This is a genomic window from Phyllobacterium zundukense, assembly GCF_025452195.1.
GTDB classification, from domain to species: Bacteria; Pseudomonadota; Alphaproteobacteria; order Rhizobiales; family Rhizobiaceae; genus Phyllobacterium; species Phyllobacterium zundukense_A.
Genome location: NZ_CP104973.1, coordinates 1,454,969 through 1,478,767, shown reverse-complemented (window position 1 = coordinate 1,478,767; position 23,799 = coordinate 1,454,969). Strand labels below are relative to the sequence as shown.

The following is a 23,799-nucleotide window of genomic DNA, read 5'->3' as shown; positions in this document are numbered from 1 at the left end:
CTTTATTGCAAGCCAAGCAAAAGCGTATCCGTTGTGCAAAAATTGAAGTAGGACTCTAGGCGGGGGGCTTTTATGAATTGGGACGACGTACGTATTTTCTTGGCTGTTGCACGGTCCGGACAGATTCTCGGGGCGGCAAAACGTCTAGGGCTTAACCACGCGACAGTTGCGCGCCGGCTGACAGCACTGGAGAACGATCTTAATACAAAGCTTCTCACCCGGCGGACCAATGGATGTGAACTCACGCACGCAGGCGAGGAGTTTCTGTTGTCTGCAGAACGTATGGAAGCGGAAATGCTATCCGTCCGCTCTTCACTCGGCGATGCTGACGTCGCCATCTCCGGGTCAGTTCGGATTGGAGCGCCGGATGGGTTTGGCGTTACCTTCCTGGCACCGAGATTGGCGTTGCTCACAGCCCGCTATCCAGATCTGAAAATACAGTTGGTGCCGGTTCCCCGATCGTTCTCGCTTTCCCGGCGCGAAGCCGACATCGCAATCACGGTCGATCGCCCCGATCAGGGACGCCTCGTAGCGCGCAAGCTGGTCGATTACCGCCTCGGCCTCTACGCCAGCCGTTCCTACCTGGCCGAGCGCAAGGCGCCGCAGACGGTGGAGGAACTCTCGGCGCATCGCCTTGTGGGATACGTCGATGACCTCGTCATCAGTCCGTCACTGAACTACGCGTCTGAAATCACGCGTGACTGGAAAGCAGCCTTTGAAATTTCAAGCGCGCTTGGACAGGTCGAGGCGGTGCGGGCTGGCGCAGGCATCGGAATACTTCACATGTTCATTGCCCGCGAGCACGACGATCTCGTGCCGGTCCTGCCGGAACGCACCATTCACCGATCTTATTGGTTGGCCTACCACGAATCCGTCCGTACGCTTCGCCGCATCGCTGCGGTCTCCAATTTCATTTCCGATATGGTGAACCATGAAAACGCGAGCTTCTCCTGAACAAGGAACAGTTTCATCGATCAAATAATGATTAACCACCGCGGAACAAAAGTCGCCAACTCGACTTTAAAATCGTACACCATAATGGTGAGTCGAAACGGTATCGGAGAGGGAAAAATGTACCGATATATCCTGGCGTTTGCTGTAGTCTTTGGCGGCGCGCAATTCTTGCCTGTGTCGCCTGCACAGGCGCAAGATTCCGTCAGATGCGAATCGCGTAAGTTCAGATACAGGGAATGCGATGCCGACATGCGCCGTCCGCGCATTGCAAAGCAGATTTCCAAGAGACCTTGTATAGCTGGCGACAGCTGGGGCTACAATCGCGGCGCTATCTGGGTAGATAAGGGTTGCGCTGCGGTCTTCACTGATTCCAGACGCGGCCGAGACAGGTACCGGGAAGATGACCGATACGACGACCGGTACCCTCGCCGCCGGCGTGACAATGGCGTCGAACTTGAACTCGACTTTTAGGCGTTTACTCTGAGCTGAGTGCTACTGCCGGCTGAAGCCGCGAGGCGTTCCTGGCCGGCAGGTACCCGAAGACGAGCCCCGTCAAGAATGAACAGGCAAAAGCTAGCGCCACCGGCCCGATCGTGAAGCTGATCGGCGCACCGAGAAGCTTTGCCAGCACCCCAGTTCCGATGCCTGCCGCGACGCCAATCGCCCCACCGATCGCGGAAACCACAAGTGCCTCTATTATGAACTGCAGCAGAATATCGCGACGCCGCGCACCCGTTGCCATGCGAACGCCGATCTCGCGAGTGCGCTCTGTGACACTTACTAACATGATGTTCATGACCCCGATTCCGCCGACGAGGAGCGAAATTGCCGCAACAGCGCCAAGAAACAGCTTCAGCGTATTTGATGTCTCGGTGACGGCTTCGCGAATGGACGCCATATTGGTAATGAGGGTGTCCTGTCTCTGGTGACGCTTGTCCAAAAGCGACTGGATCGTCTCCTGCGTGGCGTCGATCGCCGAGCCGTCCTTTACCTGCACCGTAATCGTCCGCACGTTGCGCTGGCCGAAAAGCCGCATGCTTCCAGTCGTCAGGGGAACCAGAACCGTATCGTCCTGATCGTTGCCGCCCATGCCTGCGCCCATTTCGCTCATCACGCCGATGATCTGGAATGGAATTTTGTTGACGAGCACATACTTGCCAATCGGGTCCGTGCCATCGGCAAAGAGCGTCTTGACCACGGTTTGACCAAGCACTGCTACCGGGGCGTAATTGGTCATGTCATCCTGATTGATGAACTCGCCCTTACCCACAGTCCAGGATTTCGCCTGCGTAAACTGCGGAACCGTACCATTGGCCGTCGTCTGATAATCGACATTCCCATAACGTACCGTCACCGTGCTCGTCATTTCCGGAACAGCGAAAGCAACATTTGGCTGTTCGAGGATGGCATCCGCATCGGCCGGAATCAGGGTTACGACGCTACCACCCGTACCACCGCGGAAATTAGTCATGTTCGGGCGGATCACCAAAAGATCAGATCCCATCGAGGAAATCCGGTCGAGTACAGAGTTCTGCGCACCCGTGCCGATAGCGAGCATGGCCACAACAGAACCGACGCCGATGACGATCCCGAGCAATGTGAGAATCGTGCGGAACAGGTTGGCCCGCAATGCACGGAAGGCCATTTTGATAGCTTCGGAAATATCGGCGATTGCGGCAACACCCTCAAAAGCCCTTTGCTTGAGTCCTGTTGCGGCCTCGGGATTGCTGCGACCCTTTTTGGTCCGGTCCGAGATAATACGGCCGTCGCGCAATTCGATAAGTCGGTCGGCCTGTTCTGCAACTTCGCGTGAATGGGTAATGACGATGATCGTGTGACCACTCTCGTTCATGCTACGAAGCAGCGCCATGACTTCGTCGCCGCTCTGGCTGTCGAGCGCGCCGGTCGGTTCGTCCGCAAGGATGACCCGACCGCCATTCATCAAAGCCCGGGCGATAGAGACACGTTGCTGCTGACCGCCGGAAAGCTGGTTCGGACGGTGATCGAGCCGGTCGCCAAGCTTCAGTGAGCTAAGCAGTGCCTCTGCCCGGTCATGCCTGTCGCGAGCTGACGCGCCTGCATAGACCGCTGGGACTTCGACGTTCTCCTGCGCACTGGCGGTCGGGATAAGATTATAACTTTGGAAGACAAAGCCAAACGTGCGCCTGCGCAATCCGGCAAGTTCATCAGGTTCAAAGCCAGAAACGTGTTCGCCATCGAGCAGATAATCACCGCTCGTAGGCTGGTCGAGACAGCCGAGAATATTCATCAGCGTCGACTTGCCCGAACCGGATTGGCCAATGATTGCGACAAACTCGCCCGCCTCGATATCAAGCGATATACCATGAAGAACCTCAACGGCAAGGTCGCCATTGTGATATGTTTTGCTGATGTCTCTCAGCGAGATGAGGGCGGTCATCGTCAGAACATCGGCGGCATACGCATGCCGCGCTGCGAGCGATTGCCGGAATTACGGCTCGTGCTTGCGCCGTTGCTTTCGCCTCCCTGGCCGACGACCACAAGTTCCCCTTCCCTCAGCCCGCTCTTGATCTCGGCAATGACGCGGTTGCGGACACCTACCTCTACCTCGCGAGTTTCCTGGGTGCCTGAGCTCGTCACGACCGTAATCTCAGCCTTGCGCTCGTCACTGTTTCCCGCACGACGCGATCCTTCGGAAGGACTAACTGCCGAACTTGGCACCACAAGCACGTTGTTTGCGGCCGACTGCACAAAAAATACCTGCGCACTCATTGAAATCATAAGATCGCCATCAGGGTTCGGAACATCAAACAAAGCATAGTAGAGCACGACATTGTTCTGGATATCCGGGGTCGGCTGGATCTGCCGCAATTTTCCCTTGTAACGCTTGCCTGGCTGGCCCAGCAAAGTGAAGTAGGCGTCCATGCCGATCTTGAGCTTGCTGACATCAGCCTCCGAGACTTGAGCCTTCACCGTCATCGTCGACAAATCCGCAATCGTTGCGATCGTCGGCGCAGTTTGGCTAGCATTCAGAGTCTGGCCCTCTTTAACCGGGACAGCAGCGATCGTGCCAGCCATGGGCGCATATATCTTCGTGTAACCGAGATCGACCTGATCGCCTGCCAATGTCGCCTGCTGTTTGCGTATCTGTGCTGCCAGGGCATTCACATCCGCCTCGGCCGCCGCGAGGTCGGCGATAGCTTGATCCAGCGTAGATTGTGAAACGCTGCGGGTCGCCACCAGATTGCGCTGGCGCTCGATATTGGCCTGCTTCAGCACCAGCTGCGCGTTCTTCGAAATCAGCTGCGCCTGCAGATTGGCTAGCTCCGCCTGATCGATTTCAATCCTGTTTTGTATGGTGGCAGGATCGATCTCGCCAATAAGCTGATTTTGGGTGACCGTATCGCCAATCTCGACGTGCAGCACCTTGAGCTGTCCGGACACCTGAGCGCCGGCATCGACCGACTTGATTGAATCGAGCGTGCCGACGGCGGTGACTGCATTCTCGATGTCACCCCGTACGACCGCTTGCGTGATAACGCCAGTACTCGCCGTTGATGCGCTGTAGTTTGCCCACGCGTAGTAACCTGTCCCCGCAATGGCGAGGACAACAGGCAGCCATATCCACAGGCGGGACGGCTTCTTTTTTCGATCCGGCTTTAGAGTGGCCGGAATGAAGGTCACGTTCGACTCGGCAGGAGATGCCTTGCCTTGCTTGGCTATTTTGCTCATCAACCGTCCACCTTGTTGCGCCGACGAACGACACTTTTCCCGATCCATCTTAGCAAGAAATGGAGATGAGCGGTTCGCCTGAAAAGTATTGAGATCATTATATTTTCGTAATGATCACTGGAGCGCCATTATGAGTTGTGGGCATGAATGCGAGCTGAATGGGTTTCAGATGCGATGGTAGGGATGACCCGCGAGGATTGTCGTTGCCCGGTAAAGTTGTTCTGCGACAAGAATGCGAACGATCTGGTGCGGCCACGTCATCGCGCCAAGTGCCAAAACGATATCGGCACGATCCCTCAGTGAAGCGTCGTGTCCGTCAGGACCGCCAATCGCCACGAGGAGCTGGCGCTTGCCATCATCACGAAACCGCGCAACCGATGCCGCAAAGGCCTCTGAGGGCATCGTCTTCCCGCGCTCGTCCAGCAGAATGAGGACGCCGCCTTGGTCGAGTGCCTCCAGAACTTTCGCAGACTCTTCCTGCTTGCGCAGTTCCGCCTGCGGCGCTCTGCTTTCGGCAACTTCGACAACGGATGTGAATTCCAGCCCGAGCGGAACACCCGTCTTTTTCAAGCGGTCCAAATAGCGATCTGCCAACTCCCGTTCGGGGCCAGACTTCATCCGGCCCACGGCAAAGACAGTAATTCGCATTATACACTCCTGCCTTCAGGCCTATAGTTGGGCCGAAAGCACTCCTCCGGTCTGCGACCGGTGATGTCTATCAACCGTTCAGAGCGTCGTGTTGGTCGACACTCCGATCCGCCTGCTAGTGAACGGTCTCTCCGTCGAGTTCGGGAGCCTGCCACATCTTTTCGAGATTGTAGAACTCACGTACTTCGGGACGGAAAATATGGATGATGATGTCGCCTGTGTCGATCAACACCCAATCGCCGCCAGAAAGACCTTCGATTTTGGCATTGTTGCCATGCCCGCTCTCTTTCAGAGCACGCAAAAGTTGGTCTGCAACCGCCGCTACATGACGATGCGAACGTCCCGATGCGATGATCATATGATCAGCAATGACGGACTTGCCTCGAAGGTCGATGGGGATAATATTTTCAGCCTTTGCGTCTTCAAGACTGGCAAGGACCGATTGAAGGGCAAGAGATACGGAATTGATACCGTTCATCTCTGCCGGTGAAGGTGCCAAAGCATCCTTCTTCTGAAATGCTGTTCTCAGTGTATTTCCTTTCCCTTAAGAACAACGCAACGCAGTTTTGTACCCATACTGCACACCAATAAGATAGGCAGAGTCGCATGACAGTTTCAAGACGTCATATCGAACTAACTCGCTGCTACTGTCATGCTCCAAATTAGGGCCACATCGCTGAAACGTTGCTTCACGTCTTTGGTTTCATCACGCCGTTGCGAATGGCCGTCGATGATAGCAGTGACCTCGGCCCATGAATGAAAGTCCATGCTGGCGCGTGTGAACGGGCCAGGATCGACGCATCATCTTCATCAATACGGGCATAACCGAACGTTTTGGCCACACGGGATGAAAGGAAAGCCAAAGTGGATCCCGGACGATCGATAACCGCAATCGGAAATGTCAAAGCGATCTTTTGCCAGCGCTGCCAGAGGTGGAAGTCCGCAAGATTGTCCGCGCCCATGATCCAGACAAAATGCACGCCGGCGTTGCGACCTTTGATCATAGCCAGCGCGTCGGCCGTGTAGCGGATATTGTGGGCGGCTTCGAATGCCGTAATTTTGACGCGGGAGTCGTGGATCAGTTCTTCACAGCGTTCCAGGCGCTCTGCCAATGGCGCCAGATGGCGCGTATCCTTCAACGGATTGCCCGGCGTGACAATCCACCAGAGCTGGTCGAGCTTCAGGCGGCGCAGTGCAATTTCAGTCACCAGCGCGTGACCTGCGTGTGGCGGATTGAAGGAACCGCCAAACAGCCCCACCGTCATACCCTTTTCAACGAACGGCATGCGCAGATGCGCTTCACTGACGCCTGGAAAGGTCTTTTGCAAGCTTGCCTTTATTGTCACGAACGAATCTGGCCGTTACCGCGCACACGGTATTTGAACGAGGTCAATTGCTCGACCCCCACTGGACCTCTGGCATGCATCTTGCCGGTTGCAATTCCGATTTCGGCGCCCATGCCGAATTCACCACCGTCAGCAAACTGCGTAGAGGCATTATGCAAAAGAATGGCCGAGTCGATCTCGTTGAAAAACCGCTCCACGACGCGAGGGTCTTCGGCAACGACAGCTTCGGTATGATGCGAGGAGTAACGATTGATATGCTGTATCGCGCCGTCCACACCATCAACCAGCTTCACCGAAATGATGGCATCGAGATATTCCGTGGACCAATCTTCTTCGGTCGCAAGCTTTACATTGGCAAAAAACTTTCTGACAGCACCATCTCCGCGCACTTCGCAGCCCGCAGTTTGTAGATCTTCCAACAGTGGCACTAGATGGGTTGGTGCAACAAGCCTGTCGACAAGCAGCGTCTCGGCCGAACCACATACACCGGTACGGCGCATCTTGGCGTTGATGACAATCTTGCGCGCCATTGCCAAATCAGCAGAGGCATCGATGTAGAGATGGCAAAGTCCCTCAAGATGGGCAAACACCGGCACGCGCGCTTCAGCTTGCACCCGGGCAACCAGGCTTTTGCCGCCGCGCGGAATGATCACGTCGAGATTTCCATCGAGACCTTTGAGCATTTCGCCAACGGCAGCACGATCGGTGGTCGGCACCAATTGGACCGCAGCCTCCGGAAGGCCAGCAGCTGCTAGTCCTTCGAGCAAGGCTTCATGGATAGCCTTTGATGAATGCGCGGAATCCGACCCGCCGCGCAAGATAACAGCGTTACCGGATTTGAGGCATAGCGCACCTGCATCCGCAGTTACATTCGGTCGGCTCTCGTAGATCACGCCAATAACGCCGAGGGGAGTGCGGACGCGTTCGATATGCAGGCCATTCGGGCGATCCCATTCGGCAATGACGTCTCCAACCGGATCCCTGAGACCGGCTATTGCACGAATGCTCGCGGAAATCCCGGCAACCCGGCTATGGTCAAGCTTGAGCCGGTCCAATAACGCCGATGACATGCCCGCTTTTTTGCCGTTCTCGATATCGCGGTCATTGGCTTCGAGAATACCGGTCGCACGCCTATCAACTGCGTTTGCCATTGCTGCGAGCGCTTCGGTCTTCTTGTCAGGAGACGCAGTGGCAAGAGATTGCGCGGCGGCGCGTGCCTTGCGGCCGATTTCGGCCATCAATTCGGCAACCGGCAGGTCTTTATCCACTCGTCGCAACATCTCTTACTCCTTGGCCGTCGCAGCGCGCTTTGCGGCACGCACCACCAGATCATCGCGATGGATCATCGCGGAACGGGCATCATAACCGAGAATCGTGCCAATCTCATTGGTCTTGCGCCCCGCAATCTTTACGGCATCGGCAGCGTCGTAGGCAACAAGTCCGCGAGCAGCCTCACGACCATCGGGTCCGAACACAGCGACTGTATCGCCCCGTGTGAACTGGCCCGCAACTTCGCGAACACCGGCAGCAAGCAATGACTTGCCGGATTTGAGAGCGACAAGCGCACCCTCGTCGATCACCAGCCGCCCGGATGGTTCAAGATTGCCGGATATCCAGGTTTTCCAGGCATTGACCGGCGTCAAGCTGGCTTTGAACATCGTTGACCGTTCACCTCGGTCGATGGCGGCCAGCGGGTTTAGCCGCGTGCCCGATGCGATGATCATGGCCGTTCCCGCGGCATTCGCGATCTTGCCCGCATCCAGCTTGGTTTTCATGCCGCCGCGCGAATATTCCGATGCAGCTGCACCAGCCATCGCTTCGACATCGGGCGTAATCGCCTCGACGACAGGTAAAAATTGCGCATGCGGATCCTGGTGCGGTGGCGCAGTATAGAGCCCATCGATATCTGAAAGCAGGATCAGGAGGTCCGCGCCCATCATGGTCGCAACCCGTGCAGCAAGCCGGTCGTTGTCGCCATAGCGGATTTCGGTGGTCGCAACCGTGTCATTTTCGTTGATGACAGGAACTGCCTTCAATCGCAACAAAGTCCCTACTGTCGCGCGCGCATTGAGATAGCGGCGGCGTTCTTCAGTATCGGCAAGGGTTAAGAGAATCTGGCCGGCACGCAATTTGTGGTGGCTCAAGACCTCGGCATAAGCTTTGGCCAATTCGATCTGGCCGGCGGCAGCTGCGGCCTGGCTTTCTTCGAGCCGCAATGCGCCCTTGGGCAACCCTAGCACCGTCCGGCCAAGCGCGATCGCACCGGAGGATACAATCAGCATCTCGACGCCCGATGCGCTTAACGCCGCAACGTCGGTGCCAAGGCTCTCAAGCCAATCACGCTTGAGGCCGGTGACACGATCAACGAGCAAGGCCGAGCCAATCTTGACAACTATCCGGCGATAGGACGCAAGCTTCGGTAGTGAATTCACTTGCTCTTCGCCATCTCGAAGTTGGACTGATTCCACGGACATTTTACGACTCAATATTTGAAGCGGTTATCGGCCTCGACAGGAGTTTCCGACTGACGCGATTCAAGAATGATTGCAGACAGCGCGCGCATCACTGGTTCAACGCCCTCGCGACTGACGGATGACAACAGCATCGGCTCTCGGCCGGCCGCCTTCTTGAGCGCTGCAACCTTTTTCTTGCGCGCCGCAGTGTCAAGCGTATCGATCTGACTGAGCGCCACGATCTCCAGCTTGTCGGCTAGTCCCGCTCCATAGGCTTCGAGTTCCGTCCGGACGGTATTATAGGCTTCCGCGACATTCTCTTCTTGTGCCGAAACAAGGTGTAGAAGGACGCGAGTACGCTCGACATGCCCAAGGAACCGGTCACCAATCCCCACCCCTTCATGAGCGCCCTCGATCAGGCCAGGAATATCTGCGATGACAAATTCTCTGGCATCGATGCGCGCAACGCCCAGATTGGGATGGAGCGTTGTAAACGGATAATCGGCAATCTTTGGTTTGGCAGCAGTGACGCTGGCCAAGAACGTTGATTTCCCGGCATTGGGCTTGCCAAGAAGCCCGGCATCGGCGATCAGCTTCAACCTAAGCCAAAGATTGCGCTCCTCGCCTTCGAGGCCGGGATTGGCGCGGCGAGGCGCCTGGTTGGTCGATGTCTTGAAATGCGCGTTGCCGAAGCCGCCATTGCCACCCTTTGCAAGACGAAATCGCTGGCCGACAATAGTGAAATCGCAGATCAGAGTTTCGTTGTCGTTTTCGAATATTTGCGTTCCAACCGGTACCTTCAGAACAACATCGGCACCTTTGCCGCCGGTCATGTTGCGCCCCATGCCGTGCATGCCGGTTTTGGCCTTGAAGTGCTGCTGATAGCGATAATCTATCAACGTGTTGAGGCCATCGACTGCTTCTGCCCAGACATCGCCACCACGTCCGCCATCGCCACCGTCGGGACCGCCGAACTCGAGAAACTTCTCGCGCCGAAACGACACCGAACCGGCACCACCGTCGCCGGAACGGATATAGACTTTCGCCTGATCAAGGAATTTCATGAAAGTTCAGTCCTTTTGATGCTCCGAGGCATTACAGTAAAATCCTCGAAATGAAAACTGGTCGTCTCGATGTTGGAGACGACCAGTAAGAAATCATGATGTCCAGCTGCGCAGACCAATCCACGTCCTCCGGTCAAGCATATAACGCTCGACAGGAACGTTCCCGGCAGTAATCGAATCCATCATACCCGTGTTGGTATACTGGAAACCACTTTTATAGATTACCCGGCGTGATGCTATATTGGAGACGCGGCAGGACGCATAGAGCTTTTCGACCTGTGTTGCCCTGAACACCAGATCGACCAGCGCATGCGCGGCTTCGGTTGCATAACCCTTGCCCCAGTAGGATTCGCCCAGCCAGTAGCCGATCTCCAACTCTTCCTTGCGGTAAGGCGCATGTTCATCCTTGTTGCGACGATAATTTATACCGCAGCAACCAATGAACGTGCCCGATTGCGCCAATGTAATGGCATAGACGCATTTGCCGATCTCGCCCGCATTGGCGCGCCGTACGAAATCTACCGCATGTTCCTTCGTGTAGGGGTGCGGCATGCGGGAAAGCATTTCGGCTACGTGAAGATTATCGGCGAGACGGGCAATTGCATCGACGTCCTCGTTACGTGGCGCTCGCAGAACGAGACGTTCCGTAACGAGAACGGGACAGTCTATCAGATCCAGCCGTTCCTCATCGTCTTCCAGTATTTCAGCAACCATTTGTCTATCCTCCAGACACGAAAGGGGAGATGGGTGGTTATCCCATCTCCCCTTTGATCTTTTGGCAGTTGCCATACACCGGGTCCGATGGGACGCCGGTGCTTCAAGCAGGACCGGCTATTCTGCTGCTTCGGCGATCGGGTTGACGATCGACACGTAGCTACGGCCGTTGGCTTTGGTGCGGAAGGAAACAGTGCCTGCTTCAAGTGCAAACAGGGTGTGATCCTTGCCCAGGCCAACGTTGACGCCGGGATGCCATTTGGTTCCGCGTTGACGCACGAGAATGTTGCCAGCAAGAACCTTCTCGCCACCAAACTTCTTCACGCCAAGGCGCTTGGATTCGGAATCACGACCGTTGCGTGACGAACCACCAGCTTTTTTATGTGCCATCGGATTGCTCCTCTAAATCTTGTTCTTATTCGCCCGATGCGGGCTTCTCAGTCTTGGCAGCAGCCTTCTTCGGCGCAGCTTTGGCCTTTGGGGCGGCTTTCGTCTCGTTTGCGTCCGCAGCAGCAGCTTCAGCCTTCGGAGCAGCTTCCTTCTTCGCCGGCTTTTCAGCAGCTTTCTTGGAAGGCTTCGCGCCATCGGTCAGGATTTCCGAGATACGGATCGTCGTCAACTCCTGACGATGACCGCGCGTACGCTTGGAATTCTGGCGACGACGCTTCTTGAAGGCGATGACCTTGCGTGCGCGGCCCTGCTCGACGACTTCGGCTGTAACCAGCGCACCACCGACAACAGGAGCACCGATAGTTGCATCAGCTCCGATGCCAACCATCAGAACTTCGGCGAATTCAACGATATCACCGGCGTTGCCGGCAACTTTCTCGACCTTCAACAGGTCATTGGCGGCAACGCGATACTGCTTACCACCGGTCTTGATGACTGCGAACATTTTTTCCCTTTCGGAGTTCGGTTCGGTTTAGTGCCGTTTTTCGGCAATAACCGTCTTTTTGTCAGTCGTGACAGATTGATCGAAAGGCACTCTTACGCATACGAATAAAGGCGCCCGAATTCAAAAACAAACGGCGCGGAGAATCCCCCACGCCAGTTGACGGGCGCTTATAGGATCAGGTTCGGCGCTGAGTCAAGAAATTTAACGCAAATTACTCTTGTATCCTGAAGCTTTGCCCGCTATCTAGCCGGTCGCACGCTCAAGCCGAGCCCTTCGGGGCATCGCGGCATCAGCCGGGTTCCACATCCGGCAAATGGATCGGGGATATCATATCCCTCACGCGGAGAGGTGGCTGAGTGGTTGAAAGCACCGCACTCGAAATGCGGCATGGGGGCAACTCCATCGGGGGTTCAAATCCCTCCCTCTCCGCCATCACTTGCCACGAATTCGCTGTCCGCCCACCGATTTCGGTGTAGAATACTTTCTATGAGTGAAGCTCAGCCTTTGTTCGCAATGCTCCGTCAATCGGCCACGCCCCGCGTTGTCGATGCCCTGGAACGGCTCGTGCGCGAAGCGCCGGATCGCAAGCTAAGCCGCATCAATGCGCTGGCCTTCGCAGCCAGCGAACAACTTGACGAAGAGCAGACGATCAGCGCCTTCCTGCAGGCATCACGTCTCGGCCTGTTCGAAATGTCGTGGAATGTTCTTTGCCCTGGCTGCGGCGGCGTTCTTGATGCAAATACCTCGCTCAAGACCGTGCAAAGCGATGAATACACCTGTGCGCTCTGTGCTGCAGGCTACGAGCCGACGCTCGACGAAATGGTAGAAGTTACCTTCACCGTAACGCCGCGTATACGCCATATCGAGGCCCACAATCCCCACCAACTGCCCGTCGTAGAATATTTCCGTCAGGTGTACTGGGGCTCGGGAGTCGATTTACCGGACGACGATTTTGAGGAAAAAGTCGACGAGTTCATTGTTGAGTCGCTTGAGCTGCCCCCCGGAGAAAAGGCGGTTATATCGCTGCATTTGCCACGAGCCTTCATTATCGTCTTTGAACCGGTAACCCACGCCGCTCAATTTTTGGACTTGACGGGCGAACCGACCAAAGAGCGGCAGACCGTATCGCTGGTATTTGACCGCGCGCATCGTCACAGCGAGACCATCACCTTGCGGCCGGGCCCCTTGCGGATATCAGTCGAGAATCATACCGACGTTCGCACGCTCCCATCGGTGTGCCTGGCCAATGATGCTCTTCACACAATGCTGGGCAAACGCCGCCCCTTCCTTACCGCCAAGTCTCTACTTTCGAATCAGACATTCCGCGATATTTATCGCACCGATACCATCGACGTCGACCAGAAGCTTCGTATTACCAGCCTGACGTTCCTTTTCACAGATCTTCGCGGTTCGACCGAGCTCTATGAGAGGGTGGGCGACCTGGCTGCCTTCGATCTTGTGAAGGCCCATTTTGGCGTACTCAACGAGATTGTCGGCGCAGAGGCAGGTGCTGTTGTAAAGACGATCGGCGACGCCGTAATGGCGACCTTTCCAACACCCGACCGGGCATTGGTAGCGGCGATGCGGATGCGCGATGCCATGCTGCGACTAAACAAGGAACGTGACAGCGAAGACCTGCTCTTGAAAATCGGCATTCACGAAGGGCCGTGCATAGCTGTCAGCCTCAACGAGCGCCAGGATTATTTCGGGCAAACTGTTAACATTGCTTCGCGGGTCCAGCACCTTGCAACCTCGCACGAGATATTCGCCACTGGTTCGGTTCTCAACGATCCGCGTGTTTCCCATGTCCTTATGGATCGTGGTCTCAAGCCGATGTCGCAAACCGTTACTCTTCGCGGCATCACGGATCAGATCAGTATCTTTACGATTCCCTGAACCCAATGCTCATATCCGCTTGCCATGTCACCGGCTGTGGGCGACGACATAGGAAGATTTGACGCAATCCCTGTCAGTTCCCGCCACCTCCTTATTTCAATGCTTTCAGGCCATCGATTTTGGTTAGTCCCAATTGTTTAAGGACAGAACGGCCAAATAAGTGCCTAATACAGCCACAAAAGCCGCAAAGGCAAAGTGAGGGCATAATCATGGGTTCAATATCGATCGCGTTGGTCGACGACCATCCGCTGTTGCTGGCAGGCGTGGTCAATCTCTTTGAAGTGAATGACGATTTTACGGTCGTCGCCAAGGGGGCAACTGCCGATGATGCGCTTCAAATAAACAAAAAGCTGCGTCCGGACGTTATGGTCCTCGACCTGTTCATGCCCGGCAACGTCTTTGATGTAATTACCGAGATCGTCACGAAATCAGGCGGCACGAAAGTGGTGGCGTTCACCGCCATGACTGCAAGCGACTATGCAGTGCGGGCTCTCAACGCCGGTGCCAGCGGTTATATCTTGAAGGGCAGCAGCGCCGAAGAACTCATTCAAGGCGTAAGGGCGGCCCATAGTGGCGAAACCTACATCACTCCAAGTTTTGCCTGCAAGGTCGTCGAGGCCTTGAGAATTGCTTCTTTGCGACGGATGTCTGCGGGTCCCATCAAGTTGAGCATACGTGAGGAGCAGATCGTTCGCCTACTGCTGCGAGGGTTTACAAATCGCGAAATTGCCGTTGGGCTGGGCATCGGAGAGAAGACCGTCAAGAATTACATGACAATTCTGATGCAGAAACTGCATGCCCGAAATCGGCTGGAAGTTCTCATTGCCGCCCAGAAGCTCGAGGTCGGCGGCCAAAGGGAACCAATGTCGCGCCACTAGAACGTTCTTAGGCCGAGTTGCTTTCCAGCGGGACAGATACGATCAACTGCGTGCCATCACCGCCGCGCTGCTGGAACTGCACCGAACCGCCAAAAGCTTCCACGCGGTTACGAATACCCTGAAGCCCCAGAGGATGTCTGCGTCCCATTGTCTTGATATCTTGTTTTGCACTTGGTCCCGCATCACTGACAATAACGGTAATTACATTGTCCTCGGCCGAAGCAGTTACACGCTGTTCACGTGCCCCAGCATGCCGGAACGCGTTATTCAGCCCCTCCTGAACAACACGGTAGAGGCAAATCTTCAATGGATGCGCGACGTTTTCAGGCAGGCCATCATAGCTCGCGCTGACGACGGAACCGGTCGTATACTCGTGACGTTCCACAGCAACACGAAGCGCCGCTTCGAGCGGCATATTCTCGATCTCTGGCAGAACAAGTCCCGTCGAGAGTTCGCGCAGCTCCATAAGCACTTGGCTCGCCAGCCGTGAGGGATGAAGTTCCTGAGGCGTACTTTTCGGCAAATCCGAACCTTTCCCCGGGCCGGAAGAACTGCCTCCAAGCCTGAGGATCAAAAGACTGAGCAGTTGAACCGGTCCGTCGTGCAGATCAGAGCCAATGCGGTTGAGTAGCGTCTCATTGGATTTGGTCGCGTCCATACGGGCGTGGTCGGCAGCCTTTCGAAGTTTTGTGTTCTGTTCAGCCAATGCTTGCGCGTTGGCCAACTGGGACTTCAGCGTTATTCGCTGGCTTTCGATGACATTGCTCGCGCGCCTGACTATGAGAAAAAGCAGACCCATGATTGCGAGGGTAGTCGCACCGACAATAGCCCAGGTATGGCGCTGAGCCCGGTTGCGCTGAACAATAAACTCTTCAGCTTCTTCATAGAGTTCCCCTACTGCAATCACCTCGCGTGAGCCTGCGCGATAAATGGGAGCGTAGATCTCGATCAACGAGCGATCACCGCTGTGCTCAATATCTCCCGCATCATTGTGTCCAACTTCGAGTTGCGAAACGACTGTCCCGGCAAACGCCTTGTCGATGTCGGCCGATGGTAGCCGCTTTCCCATAAGCGATTTGTCTGTGCTGTAGATAATTGTGCCGTCCTGACGCCAGATCCTGAAACCTTCGACACGCTTGGCCAGCTCTGTCCCGATCAGCAAGTCATCGAGTTCCTTTTGGCGATCTGAGGATACATTTAATCCAGCGGGACCCTCTTCCACATGGCGGGCAAGGAAGCCTTCTACGTAGAGAGCACCCGCTTCTGCCCGGCTTCGAAGCTGGCTCGCGGCGATCTGCGAGCTTAGCCACTCACCCAGTACCGCCATCGATCCACAGACGATGAGCGCCGCCACAATAAGAAATTGTGCTGTCAAACCCAGGCTGTGCCAATATCGGAACAGGGTGTTGGATTTTGAAGGACTACCTTCATCCTTGGGGCCATAGGTCACATTTTGACTCGGGCCCAAAGTCCCACCTTTCCGCCGACGAAAGTCTGTGTTTTTGACTGGACCTTCCGAACTATCAAGTTTGCCTCCCCCTTGACATCATCCGACTATCGAAACTCGTGCCGAAGTTATTTTGAACCAGTTTGTTCCATTGTTCTGCGAACGGTCAAGAGAAACCAAGTTGAGGGTCAAAGTAAATGCGTCGGCATGAGCAGACGTAAAGCGGAAACATCGCCCGACGCGGCGATTTCTTGTGTCTAATGGGAGAGTAACATGGTCAGCTATATTCGTTCGGATCTGGATTTCATCCTGGCGCAGATCAAAATTGCAGAGGCCCATGCTGCGGGGACACCGCTGTACGGCCCAGGCGGCCTGATCCCCACCTATAATCTGGCCTGGGGACTGCGGACCGTCGACGGCAGCTACAACCATCTGTTGCCGGGTCAGGAACAGTGGGGTGCCGCCGACCAGGAGTTCCTCGAGCTGCTTGCCCCGCAATACCGGACCGTGATGGTCGATCCTGATGGCGCGGGACCATCGGGACCAATTCCTATCACCTATACCCCGGGCAACGATGTCGATGGTCCGGGAACATTTGCCGATCCGGGCGACGTCATCGATCCTGAAGTTCGCACGATCTCCAACCTGATAGTCGACCAGACGCTCGGCAATCCTGCGGCGATCCTGACGGCGCTTCAGCGCGCCGGCAACAATGATCCCGGCATGGTAATCACCGCGACGATCTCGGCGGCCTATGCTCCCCTTCAAGACGAATTCAGGGCAGTTGCCGATGCCCAGCGCGTTGAAGCCGCCGCAGCGGCCGCTGCAGCCGCTAACCCCGGGAATACTGGGTTGCAGACGGCGGCCGCCGACGCGGCCGCAGCGCTCGCGGCTGCGCAGGCAACCCTCGATGCCGCAGCCGGCGGGACCGGTGGGCTGTACGAACTGCTCGCAGCCAATGGCATCGAGTTGGACGGCGCCAACGTCCATCTTCCCAATATTGCGCCGGACGAGGGTCTATCGGCTCCATTCAACTCCTGGTTCACACTATTCGGCCAGTTCTTCGATCACGGTCTCGACCTTGTCAACAAGGGCGGCAACGGCGCGGTGATGATCCCGTTGCAGCCGGACGACCCGCTCTATGTGACACCGACTGCGGAGAACCCGAATCCGCCGAACTTCATGATTCTAACGCGCGCCACGACCTCACCCGGAGCTGACGGTTTCCTCGGTGACAACCCTGCGACCGTCGGCGTGGACGAGAGCCTCGACGACGGCCGTCCCGTCAATACGACTACCTCCTATGTCGACCAGAACCAGACCTATACGTCGCATTCCTCGCATCAGGTGTTCATCCGGCAATATGAAACCAGCGCCGCGACCGGACGGACGGTTGCGACTGGCAACCTGATCGAGGGCGGCAATGGCGGCATGGCTACCTGGGCCGAAGTCAAGGCCCAGGCGCGCACAATGCTCGGCATCGACTTGACTGACGCCGATGTCGGCAGCGTTCCGCTGCTCAGGACCGATCAATACGGCAACTTCATTCCCGATCCGGCAACAGGCTTCGCGCAGGTGATCACCGGCATCGGAGCTGACGGAATTCCTAATACCTCGGATGACATCGTGATCTCGGGTACGCCGGCCGCTCCGGTCAGCTTGGCAACCGCCATTCGCACGAATCACGCGTTCCTTGCCGATATCGCTCACGGCGCGGCGCCGGAAGGCCTTGCCGATGGCGATACCGAAATCGGCGGCAACATTCCTATCGACGGGGAGTACGACAACGAACTGCTCGACGCGCACTTCATCGCCGGCGACGGCCGCGTCAACGAAAATATCGGCCTGACCGCCGTCCACCATGTCTTCCATGCCGAGCACAACCGGCTGGTCGAACATACCAAAGAAGTTACCCTTGCCGACGCCCAGGCCATTCTCGATGGCGGCGGGTCGGAGGCCGAGGCAGTGGCCTTCCTCAACGAATGGCTTGCAGTCGATGTGACGAGTGTTCCGGCAGACGCAACTGGACTGATTTGGGATGGCGCACGCCTGTTCCAGGCTGCCAAGTTTGGCACCGAGATGCAGTACCAGCACCTCGTGTTCGAAGAATTCGCCCGCAAGATCCAGCCCAATATCAACGTCTTCCTGGTTCCGGATGGCTTCGACACCACGCTCAATCCGTCGATCGTGGCCGAATTCGCCCACGTGGTCTACCGCTTCGGCCACTCGATGCTGACCGAGTCGATCGACCAGTTCGACCCGACCTTCACGCCCGATCACATCAGTCTGATCCAGGGCTTCCTTAACCCGACCGCGTTTAACGGGCCGGGGGGCACGATCGACGACGGGGTCGCTGCCGGCTCGATCATCCGCGGCATGACCCGCCAGGTCGGCAACCAGATCGACGAGTTCGTCACCAGCGCGTTGCGCAACAACCTGCTCGGGCTGCCGCTCGACCTCGCGACTATCAATCTGGCACGCGGCCGTGATACCGGCGTACCGTCGCTGAATACTGCCCGCGCTGAATTCTACGAGGCAAGCAACCAGAACGTCCTGCTCAAGCCCTATGAGAGCTGGGTCGATTTTGCCGGGCACCTCAAGAATGAAGCCTCGATCATTAACTTCATCGCCTCTTACGGCACGCATACGCTGATTACAACCGCCGACACGCTCCAGGAGAAGCGCGACGCAGCGCTTACCATCATCACCGGCGTGTCAGTCGGCGGCATGGCGGTTCCCGCTGACGCTCTCGATTTCCTCAACGCCACAGGCGCCTATGCCGGTGGCTCGCTCGGCGGCCTCAACAATGTCGATCTCTGGATCGGTGGCCTGGCCGAAGAGACCATGCCGTTCGGCGGCATGCTTGGCTCGACCTTCAACTTCGTCTTCGAAGTGCAGATGGAGAACCTGCAGAGCGGTGACCGCTTCTACTACCTGCAGCGGCTAGATGGCCTGCATCTGTTCGGTGAGATGGAGAACAACTCCTTCGCCGCCATGATCATGCGCAATACCGACGCGACGCATCTGCCTTCGGACGTATTCTCGACGCCAGGCCTCATCCTTGAGGTTGACCGGACCAAGCAATACAATCCTGACCTTGGCGAGGACGCAGGTCTCGACGGCATATTGCAGGACGACCCCGGCACGGCGGTGGATGAAAGCGCCGACAACCGTGGCCTCGACCCGGTCGGCAGTGGCATCCTCACGCAGCTCGTCATCCGGAACAACCCGGCTACGCCCGGAGCCGACACCAACTACCTCCGCTACACCGGCGACGACCATGTGGTGCTTGGTGGCACTGACGGGGCAGATTTCTTGATTGCAGGCATCGGCGACGACACGTTGTTCGGCGATGGCGGCAATGACAACATGGACGGTGGCTTCGGAAACGACATCATCAATGGTGGCGATGGCGACGACATCATCAAGGACTCCGGCGGCGACGACAACATCAAGGCCGGCAAGGGAAATGACGTGGTGCACGCCGGGCCAGGCCTCGACCTGGTGATGGGTAATGACGGCCAGGACTTTATCTTCCTTGGGACCGATGCGGGCTCGGAAGTGTTCGCTGGCACCGGCAACGACTTCATCTACGGCAACAAGAATGCCGAACGCATCCTCGGCAACGAGGGGGACGACTGGATCGAAACCGGCACCTTCGATGGTGCCCCCGGCGACAACTTCGACGAGATTTTCGCCCATGACGGCATCGATGGGAACGACGTGTTCCTCGGCGATGGCGGCTTCGACGAGTATATCGGCGAGGGTGGCGACGACGTCATGGTCGGCAGCGCCGGCCGCGGCAAGATGGTGGGCATGTCCGGCTTCGATTGGGCGACCTACAAGGATAATCTGGTCGGGGTGAACGCCGACCTGTCCATCCCGATCATCTTTGACGAAGCACCGACCCTCCCACAGAACGCGGCGCTGGACGAGTACGAGTCGATGGAAGGACTCTCCGGCACGAGGTTCAATGACGTACTGAAGGGCACGCAAGACGTGGCCGCGGATCGTGCACCGCTGGCTAACGGCGGCACCACGGGTTATCGCGGCAGTGTGCTGGATGCAGAGGGCATCGCCCTTATCCAGGGCCTGCAGGAGGTTCTCGGCGCCGGCGTGACGACCTTTGATGGTGGCGACATCATCCTCGGCGGTGACGGCAGCGATGCCATCACCGGCAATGCCGGCGACGACATCATCGACGGCGACAAGTATCTCGACGTCCAGATCGCCGTCTACGCCGCCGGCGATACCGAGCACGCGGGTACGCCGATCGCTCTGCACAAGTCGATGACGACACTTGCCGCCAGCATGTTCAACGGCTCGATCAATCCGGGCCAGCTGGGCATCGTTCGAATGATCAAGAACAGTAATGACGATCCCGACAGCGACGGCATTGCCGATGTCGATCGTGCGGTGTTTTCTGGCGCGAGAGACGAATACGATATCGACTTCAATACCGATGGAACCATCACGGTGGCCCATACCGGCGGTCTTGCGACCGACGGCACCGATACCATCCGTAATGTCGAGATTCTGGACTTCACCGATCAGGACATCTCGCTACAAGCACCGACGCTGGATCTTCACGGCGATGTCACCACGACGACAACCGTATCCGTTCCTAATGCATATCGTGATTTCTTCGATACAGCAGCCTTCAACAACAGCAACGGCACCGTGAACTGGGCGGGAACGCCTTGGGTGGAGGCTGATGACAGTGGCGGCGTGACTGCCGGCCAGATCCAGTTGGATGCCGGTGCATTTGGCGGTTCTAACGAACTGCGCTTCCTCAGCGGCGACGGGGCGTCGATTGCACGAACGGTCAATCTCAGCGGCCTGACGACTGCGACACTATCGTTTGACTATGATCGGCTGAACAACGGTAACAGTATCGACGCCGGCGAGACGATTGAGGTGCAGTTCTCAGCATCAGGGTCGTTTGCGCCTGGAAATTTCACGGTGCTGCAAACGATAGGCAGCAACTCCGGGAATCCATTCACCGGTGCGGGATCGAGCAGTTTGAACCTGAATCTCACGGGAGCGGGGGCGAACTCGGCCATCCGATTTGTTTCCTCTGCGATCAACACGGTGGGCGAAGAAGTTCGGATCAACAACTTCAATATAGCAACTACCACAAGCACAACCACGACCGTCCCCGGCACTCCGGGTAACAACTACCAAGCGAGCTACGCGGAAAACGGGCTCGGCGTCGCCATCGCAGCTGGCGCACTGATCACCGATGACGGTACGACTATGGCTTCGGCCCAGGTCGTTCTGACCAATGCCAGTGCTGGTGATGTCCTGTCGGTGCTCGGCGGCCTTCCGGGTGGCATTACCTCATCGGTGGACTCATCCGTACCAGGTCAGATCACTCTGAACCTCTCGGGTACAGCCTCCATCGCCAACTACCGGACGGCGATCCAGCAAGTACGGTATGCGAACTCTTCGGATAACCCGACTCCTGGCGCTAGAATTATTCAGGTTACAGTCAATGACGGGCTATTGAACAGCAACGTCGCCACGGCGACGGTCACCGTCACCGCCACGAACGATGCGCCGGTCGGAAACAACGACACTGTTATTACCAATGTCGCTGCCGGGAATTTTTCCATCGCCCTGTCGGCGCTTCTCGCCAATGACACGGACCCCGAAGGTTCTCCGGTGACAATCACGTCCGTGGGCGGCCAGAACGGTCTCAACGCGCCCACACTTGGAGCTACTGCGGTGACGGTTTCCAATACCGGCGGACCCGGAGGCAGTTTCAACTACGTAGCCAGTGATGGTGCGCTGACCGATCCGACAACGACGGTAACGGTCACTCAGGTGACGGGCACCATCAATGGCGGCGCCGGCAGCGAAATCATCGTCGGTGACCTCAATGGGACGACCATCAATGGCGGTGGTGGCAACGATAACATCAATGCCGGTGACGGCGGCGATACGATCAGCGGCGGCACGGGCGACGACATCATCCTCGCTGGCACCGGTAACGATACCATCATCTGGAATGCGGCGGGTGCTACCGATGGCTTCGACATGGTCAACGGCGAAGCCGGTGGCATCGACACCTTTATCGTGAACGGGGTGGTCGGAACGGCCGAGACATTCCGGATCTACGCAAGGGCCGAAGCTATCTTGGCCGGTATCGCGGTGTCCGGAGCCAACACTGAGATCATCATTACCCGCACCGTCGGGCTAACGACGACCATCATTGCCGAACTCGATAATATCGAAGAAATCTCCGTGAACACCCTCAATACCACTGCCAACAACGGCAACAATCCGAATACGCCGGATGGAGGGGTGAACAACGGCGACACGATCCAGGTTATCGGCAACTTCAATACGCCGTTTACGAGCCTGAACTTCAGCACCATCACCATCGATGGGAACACAGGCGATGACACGGTCGACATCTCGGCCTTGAGTTCGGCACACCGCATCGTCTTCAGGTCCAACGGAGGCAACGACACGATCGTCGGCAACCTCCGTCCTCAGGACGTGATCGAACTGCCAAACGGGGCGACCATCGCAGACTATGAAGCAACGATAGAAGATGGCGTCACGACACTGACCAGCAGTGAACAAACCATCAAGTTCACTGCGCCCGATGGCATGCCCCAGATCGGCGGGGATCCGGTGGATGATGATGACGATGTTCCAGCTCCAGGTTCGGACTCACCAGGTGCTCCGGTTGTAGGTACAGCCAATGCGGACGTTCTGCTTGGCACTGCCAATGGCGAAACGATCATCGCGCTTGGCGGCACCGACACAGTAATGGGTGGTGCGGGAGCAGATGTCATCCGCGGCGATGAAGGTGACGACTTCATCAGTGCACAGGACGGGGATGACATGGCTTTCGGCGGTGCTGGCAGCGATGATGTTCTCGGCGGGGCTGGCAACGATATGCTCTACGGCGATGCCGGATCAGACCGCATCTTCGGCGATGCTGGAAACGATCTGATCAATACCGGTTCCGGCAACGACACCGCGCATGGTGGAGATGGCAACGACATGTTCGTCGCTGAAGCCAGCGACGGGAATGACAACTACTACGGCGATGCCGGCAGCGATACGCTCGACATGGCAGCGATCACAGCCAACCTCACAGTCGACCTCGGAACGGGCTTTGCCGGCCGGGGAAGCGCATTGGGCAGTCAATCGGGCAATGACACACTGTGGAATGTCGAAAATGTCGTGACCGGGTCCGGCAACGATACGATCACTGCAAGCAGTGCCGTCAATGTCATCGACGGCGGCGCAGGCAATGACACCTTCCGCTTCCTCTCCGCAGGTGATGCAGACGGAGATACGATCGCGGGCTTCCAACCAGGAGACAAGCTCGATCTTGGCGGTATCGATGCCAATGGCGGCGCCGGCGGGAACCAGTCCTTCACGCTGGTTGCAGGCTCGACGTTAAGCGGTGCCGCACAACTAGTTGTCACGCATGAAACCCGCGAGGACGGCGAATATACGATCGTCCAGGGCAGCGTCGATGGCGATAGCGGGGCAGAGTTGCGTTTGAGCATTAAGGGCAACCACGACCTGACCAACTCGGACTTCCATCTGTAGTCCGTGAACTGACGGCGAGCCGCAATAACCGGCTCGCCGCCCTATACAAATAACAAAAGGGGGGTCACGAGAATGCGTTCAAGATCTGATTTTGCCAACCCTGCGAGCAACGTGGCTCGCCATAGGCCGTTCAAGCATCGCAATGCCGGCGTTCTGGGCGCGGCTAGCCTGATAAAGACGCTGCATCTGCCCTGGCTCCCTCTCTATCTCCTCGCAGT

At 57.0% G+C, this 23,799-nt stretch carries 17 protein-coding genes and 1 tRNA gene; 6 read left to right on the top strand and 12 right to left on the bottom strand.

What is annotated here, in order from left to right:
* Positions 1-72 precede the first annotated feature (72 nt).
* On the top strand, positions 73-954 hold the full coding sequence (locus N8E88_RS19580) for a LysR family transcriptional regulator (RefSeq protein WP_262295130.1): 882 nt from the start codon (positions 73-75) through the stop codon (positions 952-954).
* A 27-nt stretch (positions 955-981) separates the two neighbouring features.
* Positions 982-1,425: a DUF3011 domain-containing protein gene (locus tag N8E88_RS31880; RefSeq protein WP_410010666.1), complete on the top strand. Its 444-nt coding sequence runs from the start codon at positions 982-984 to the stop codon at positions 1,423-1,425.
* 4 nt (positions 1,426-1,429) lie between these two features.
* On the opposite strand, the gene N8E88_RS19575 is transcribed toward N8E88_RS31880, so the two are convergent.
* The 11 genes from N8E88_RS19575 to rplU form a co-directional block, all read right to left on the bottom strand.
* Positions 1,430-3,373, bottom strand: coding sequence for a MacB family efflux pump subunit (locus N8E88_RS19575; RefSeq protein WP_262295129.1), 1,944 nt, complete (start codon positions 3,371-3,373; stop codon positions 1,430-1,432).
* Between the two features lie 2 nt (positions 3,374-3,375).
* A complete protein-coding gene (locus N8E88_RS19570) occupies positions 3,376-4,665 on the bottom strand; it encodes an efflux RND transporter periplasmic adaptor subunit (protein ID WP_262295128.1) in 1,290 nt (429 codons plus the stop codon).
* Between the two features lie 165 nt (positions 4,666-4,830).
* Positions 4,831-5,313 carry a 23S rRNA (pseudouridine(1915)-N(3))-methyltransferase RlmH gene (gene rlmH, locus N8E88_RS19565; RefSeq protein WP_262295127.1) on the bottom strand — a complete coding sequence of 161 codons (483 nt, stop codon included), beginning with the start codon at positions 5,311-5,313 and terminating at the stop codon, positions 4,831-4,833.
* 115 nt (positions 5,314-5,428) lie between these two features.
* Positions 5,429-5,791 carry a ribosome silencing factor gene (rsfS, locus tag N8E88_RS19560; protein WP_112531036.1) on the bottom strand — a complete coding sequence of 121 codons (363 nt, stop codon included), beginning with the start codon at positions 5,789-5,791 and terminating at the stop codon, positions 5,429-5,431.
* Between the two features lie 211 nt (positions 5,792-6,002).
* Positions 6,003-6,599, bottom strand: a complete 597-nt coding sequence (locus N8E88_RS19555; RefSeq protein ID WP_262295536.1) for a nicotinate-nucleotide adenylyltransferase — start codon at positions 6,597-6,599, stop codon at positions 6,003-6,005.
* 56 nt (positions 6,600-6,655) lie between these two features.
* Positions 6,656-7,939, bottom strand: a complete 1,284-nt coding sequence (locus N8E88_RS19550; protein ID WP_262295126.1) for a glutamate-5-semialdehyde dehydrogenase — start codon at positions 7,937-7,939, stop codon at positions 6,656-6,658.
* Between the two features lie 3 nt (positions 7,940-7,942).
* A complete protein-coding gene (proB, locus tag N8E88_RS19545) occupies positions 7,943-9,091 on the bottom strand; it encodes a glutamate 5-kinase (RefSeq protein ID WP_410010665.1) in 1,149 nt (382 codons plus the stop codon).
* A gap of 50 nt (positions 9,092-9,141) precedes the next feature.
* Entirely contained in the window at positions 9,142-10,176 is a 1,035-nt protein-coding gene (gene obgE, locus N8E88_RS19540) for a GTPase ObgE (protein ID WP_262295124.1), read from the bottom strand.
* Positions 10,177-10,269: 93 nt separating this feature from the next.
* Entirely contained in the window at positions 10,270-10,890 is a 621-nt protein-coding gene (locus tag N8E88_RS19535) for a GNAT family N-acetyltransferase (protein WP_262295123.1), read from the bottom strand.
* Between the two features lie 117 nt (positions 10,891-11,007).
* A complete protein-coding gene (gene rpmA / locus N8E88_RS19530; RefSeq protein ID WP_112531041.1) occupies positions 11,008-11,280 on the bottom strand; it encodes a 50S ribosomal protein L27 in 273 nt (90 codons plus the stop codon).
* 25 nt (positions 11,281-11,305) lie between these two features.
* Entirely contained in the window at positions 11,306-11,785 is a 480-nt protein-coding gene (gene rplU / locus N8E88_RS19525; protein WP_262295122.1) for a 50S ribosomal protein L21, read from the bottom strand.
* 342 nt (positions 11,786-12,127) lie between these two features.
* Here rplU and N8E88_RS19520 point away from each other — a divergent pair.
* The 3 genes from N8E88_RS19520 to N8E88_RS19510 all read left to right on the top strand — a co-directional run bounded on the left by N8E88_RS19520 (position 12,128) and on the right by N8E88_RS19510 (position 14,559).
* Positions 12,128-12,217: transfer RNA gene (locus N8E88_RS19520), tRNA-Ser, on the top strand.
* 54 nt (positions 12,218-12,271) lie between these two features.
* The gene (locus tag N8E88_RS19515) at positions 12,272-13,681 is read left to right on the top strand and encodes an adenylate/guanylate cyclase domain-containing protein (RefSeq protein ID WP_262295121.1); all 1,410 of its coding nucleotides are present in this window, start codon (positions 12,272-12,274) and stop codon (positions 13,679-13,681) included.
* Between the two features lie 209 nt (positions 13,682-13,890).
* Positions 13,891-14,559 carry a response regulator gene (locus N8E88_RS19510; protein ID WP_262295120.1) on the top strand — a complete coding sequence of 223 codons (669 nt, stop codon included), beginning with the start codon at positions 13,891-13,893 and terminating at the stop codon, positions 14,557-14,559.
* A 7-nt stretch (positions 14,560-14,566) separates the two neighbouring features.
* On the opposite strand, the gene N8E88_RS19505 is transcribed toward N8E88_RS19510, so the two are convergent.
* Positions 14,567-16,027, bottom strand: a complete 1,461-nt coding sequence (locus N8E88_RS19505) for a sensor histidine kinase (protein ID WP_262295119.1) — start codon at positions 16,025-16,027, stop codon at positions 14,567-14,569.
* Positions 16,028-16,279: 252 nt separating this feature from the next.
* Between N8E88_RS19505 and N8E88_RS19500 the strand changes: the two genes are divergently transcribed.
* On the top strand, positions 16,280-23,581 hold the full coding sequence (locus N8E88_RS19500; protein WP_262295118.1) for a peroxidase family protein: 7,302 nt from the start codon (positions 16,280-16,282) through the stop codon (positions 23,579-23,581).
* Positions 23,582-23,799 lie beyond the last annotated feature (218 nt).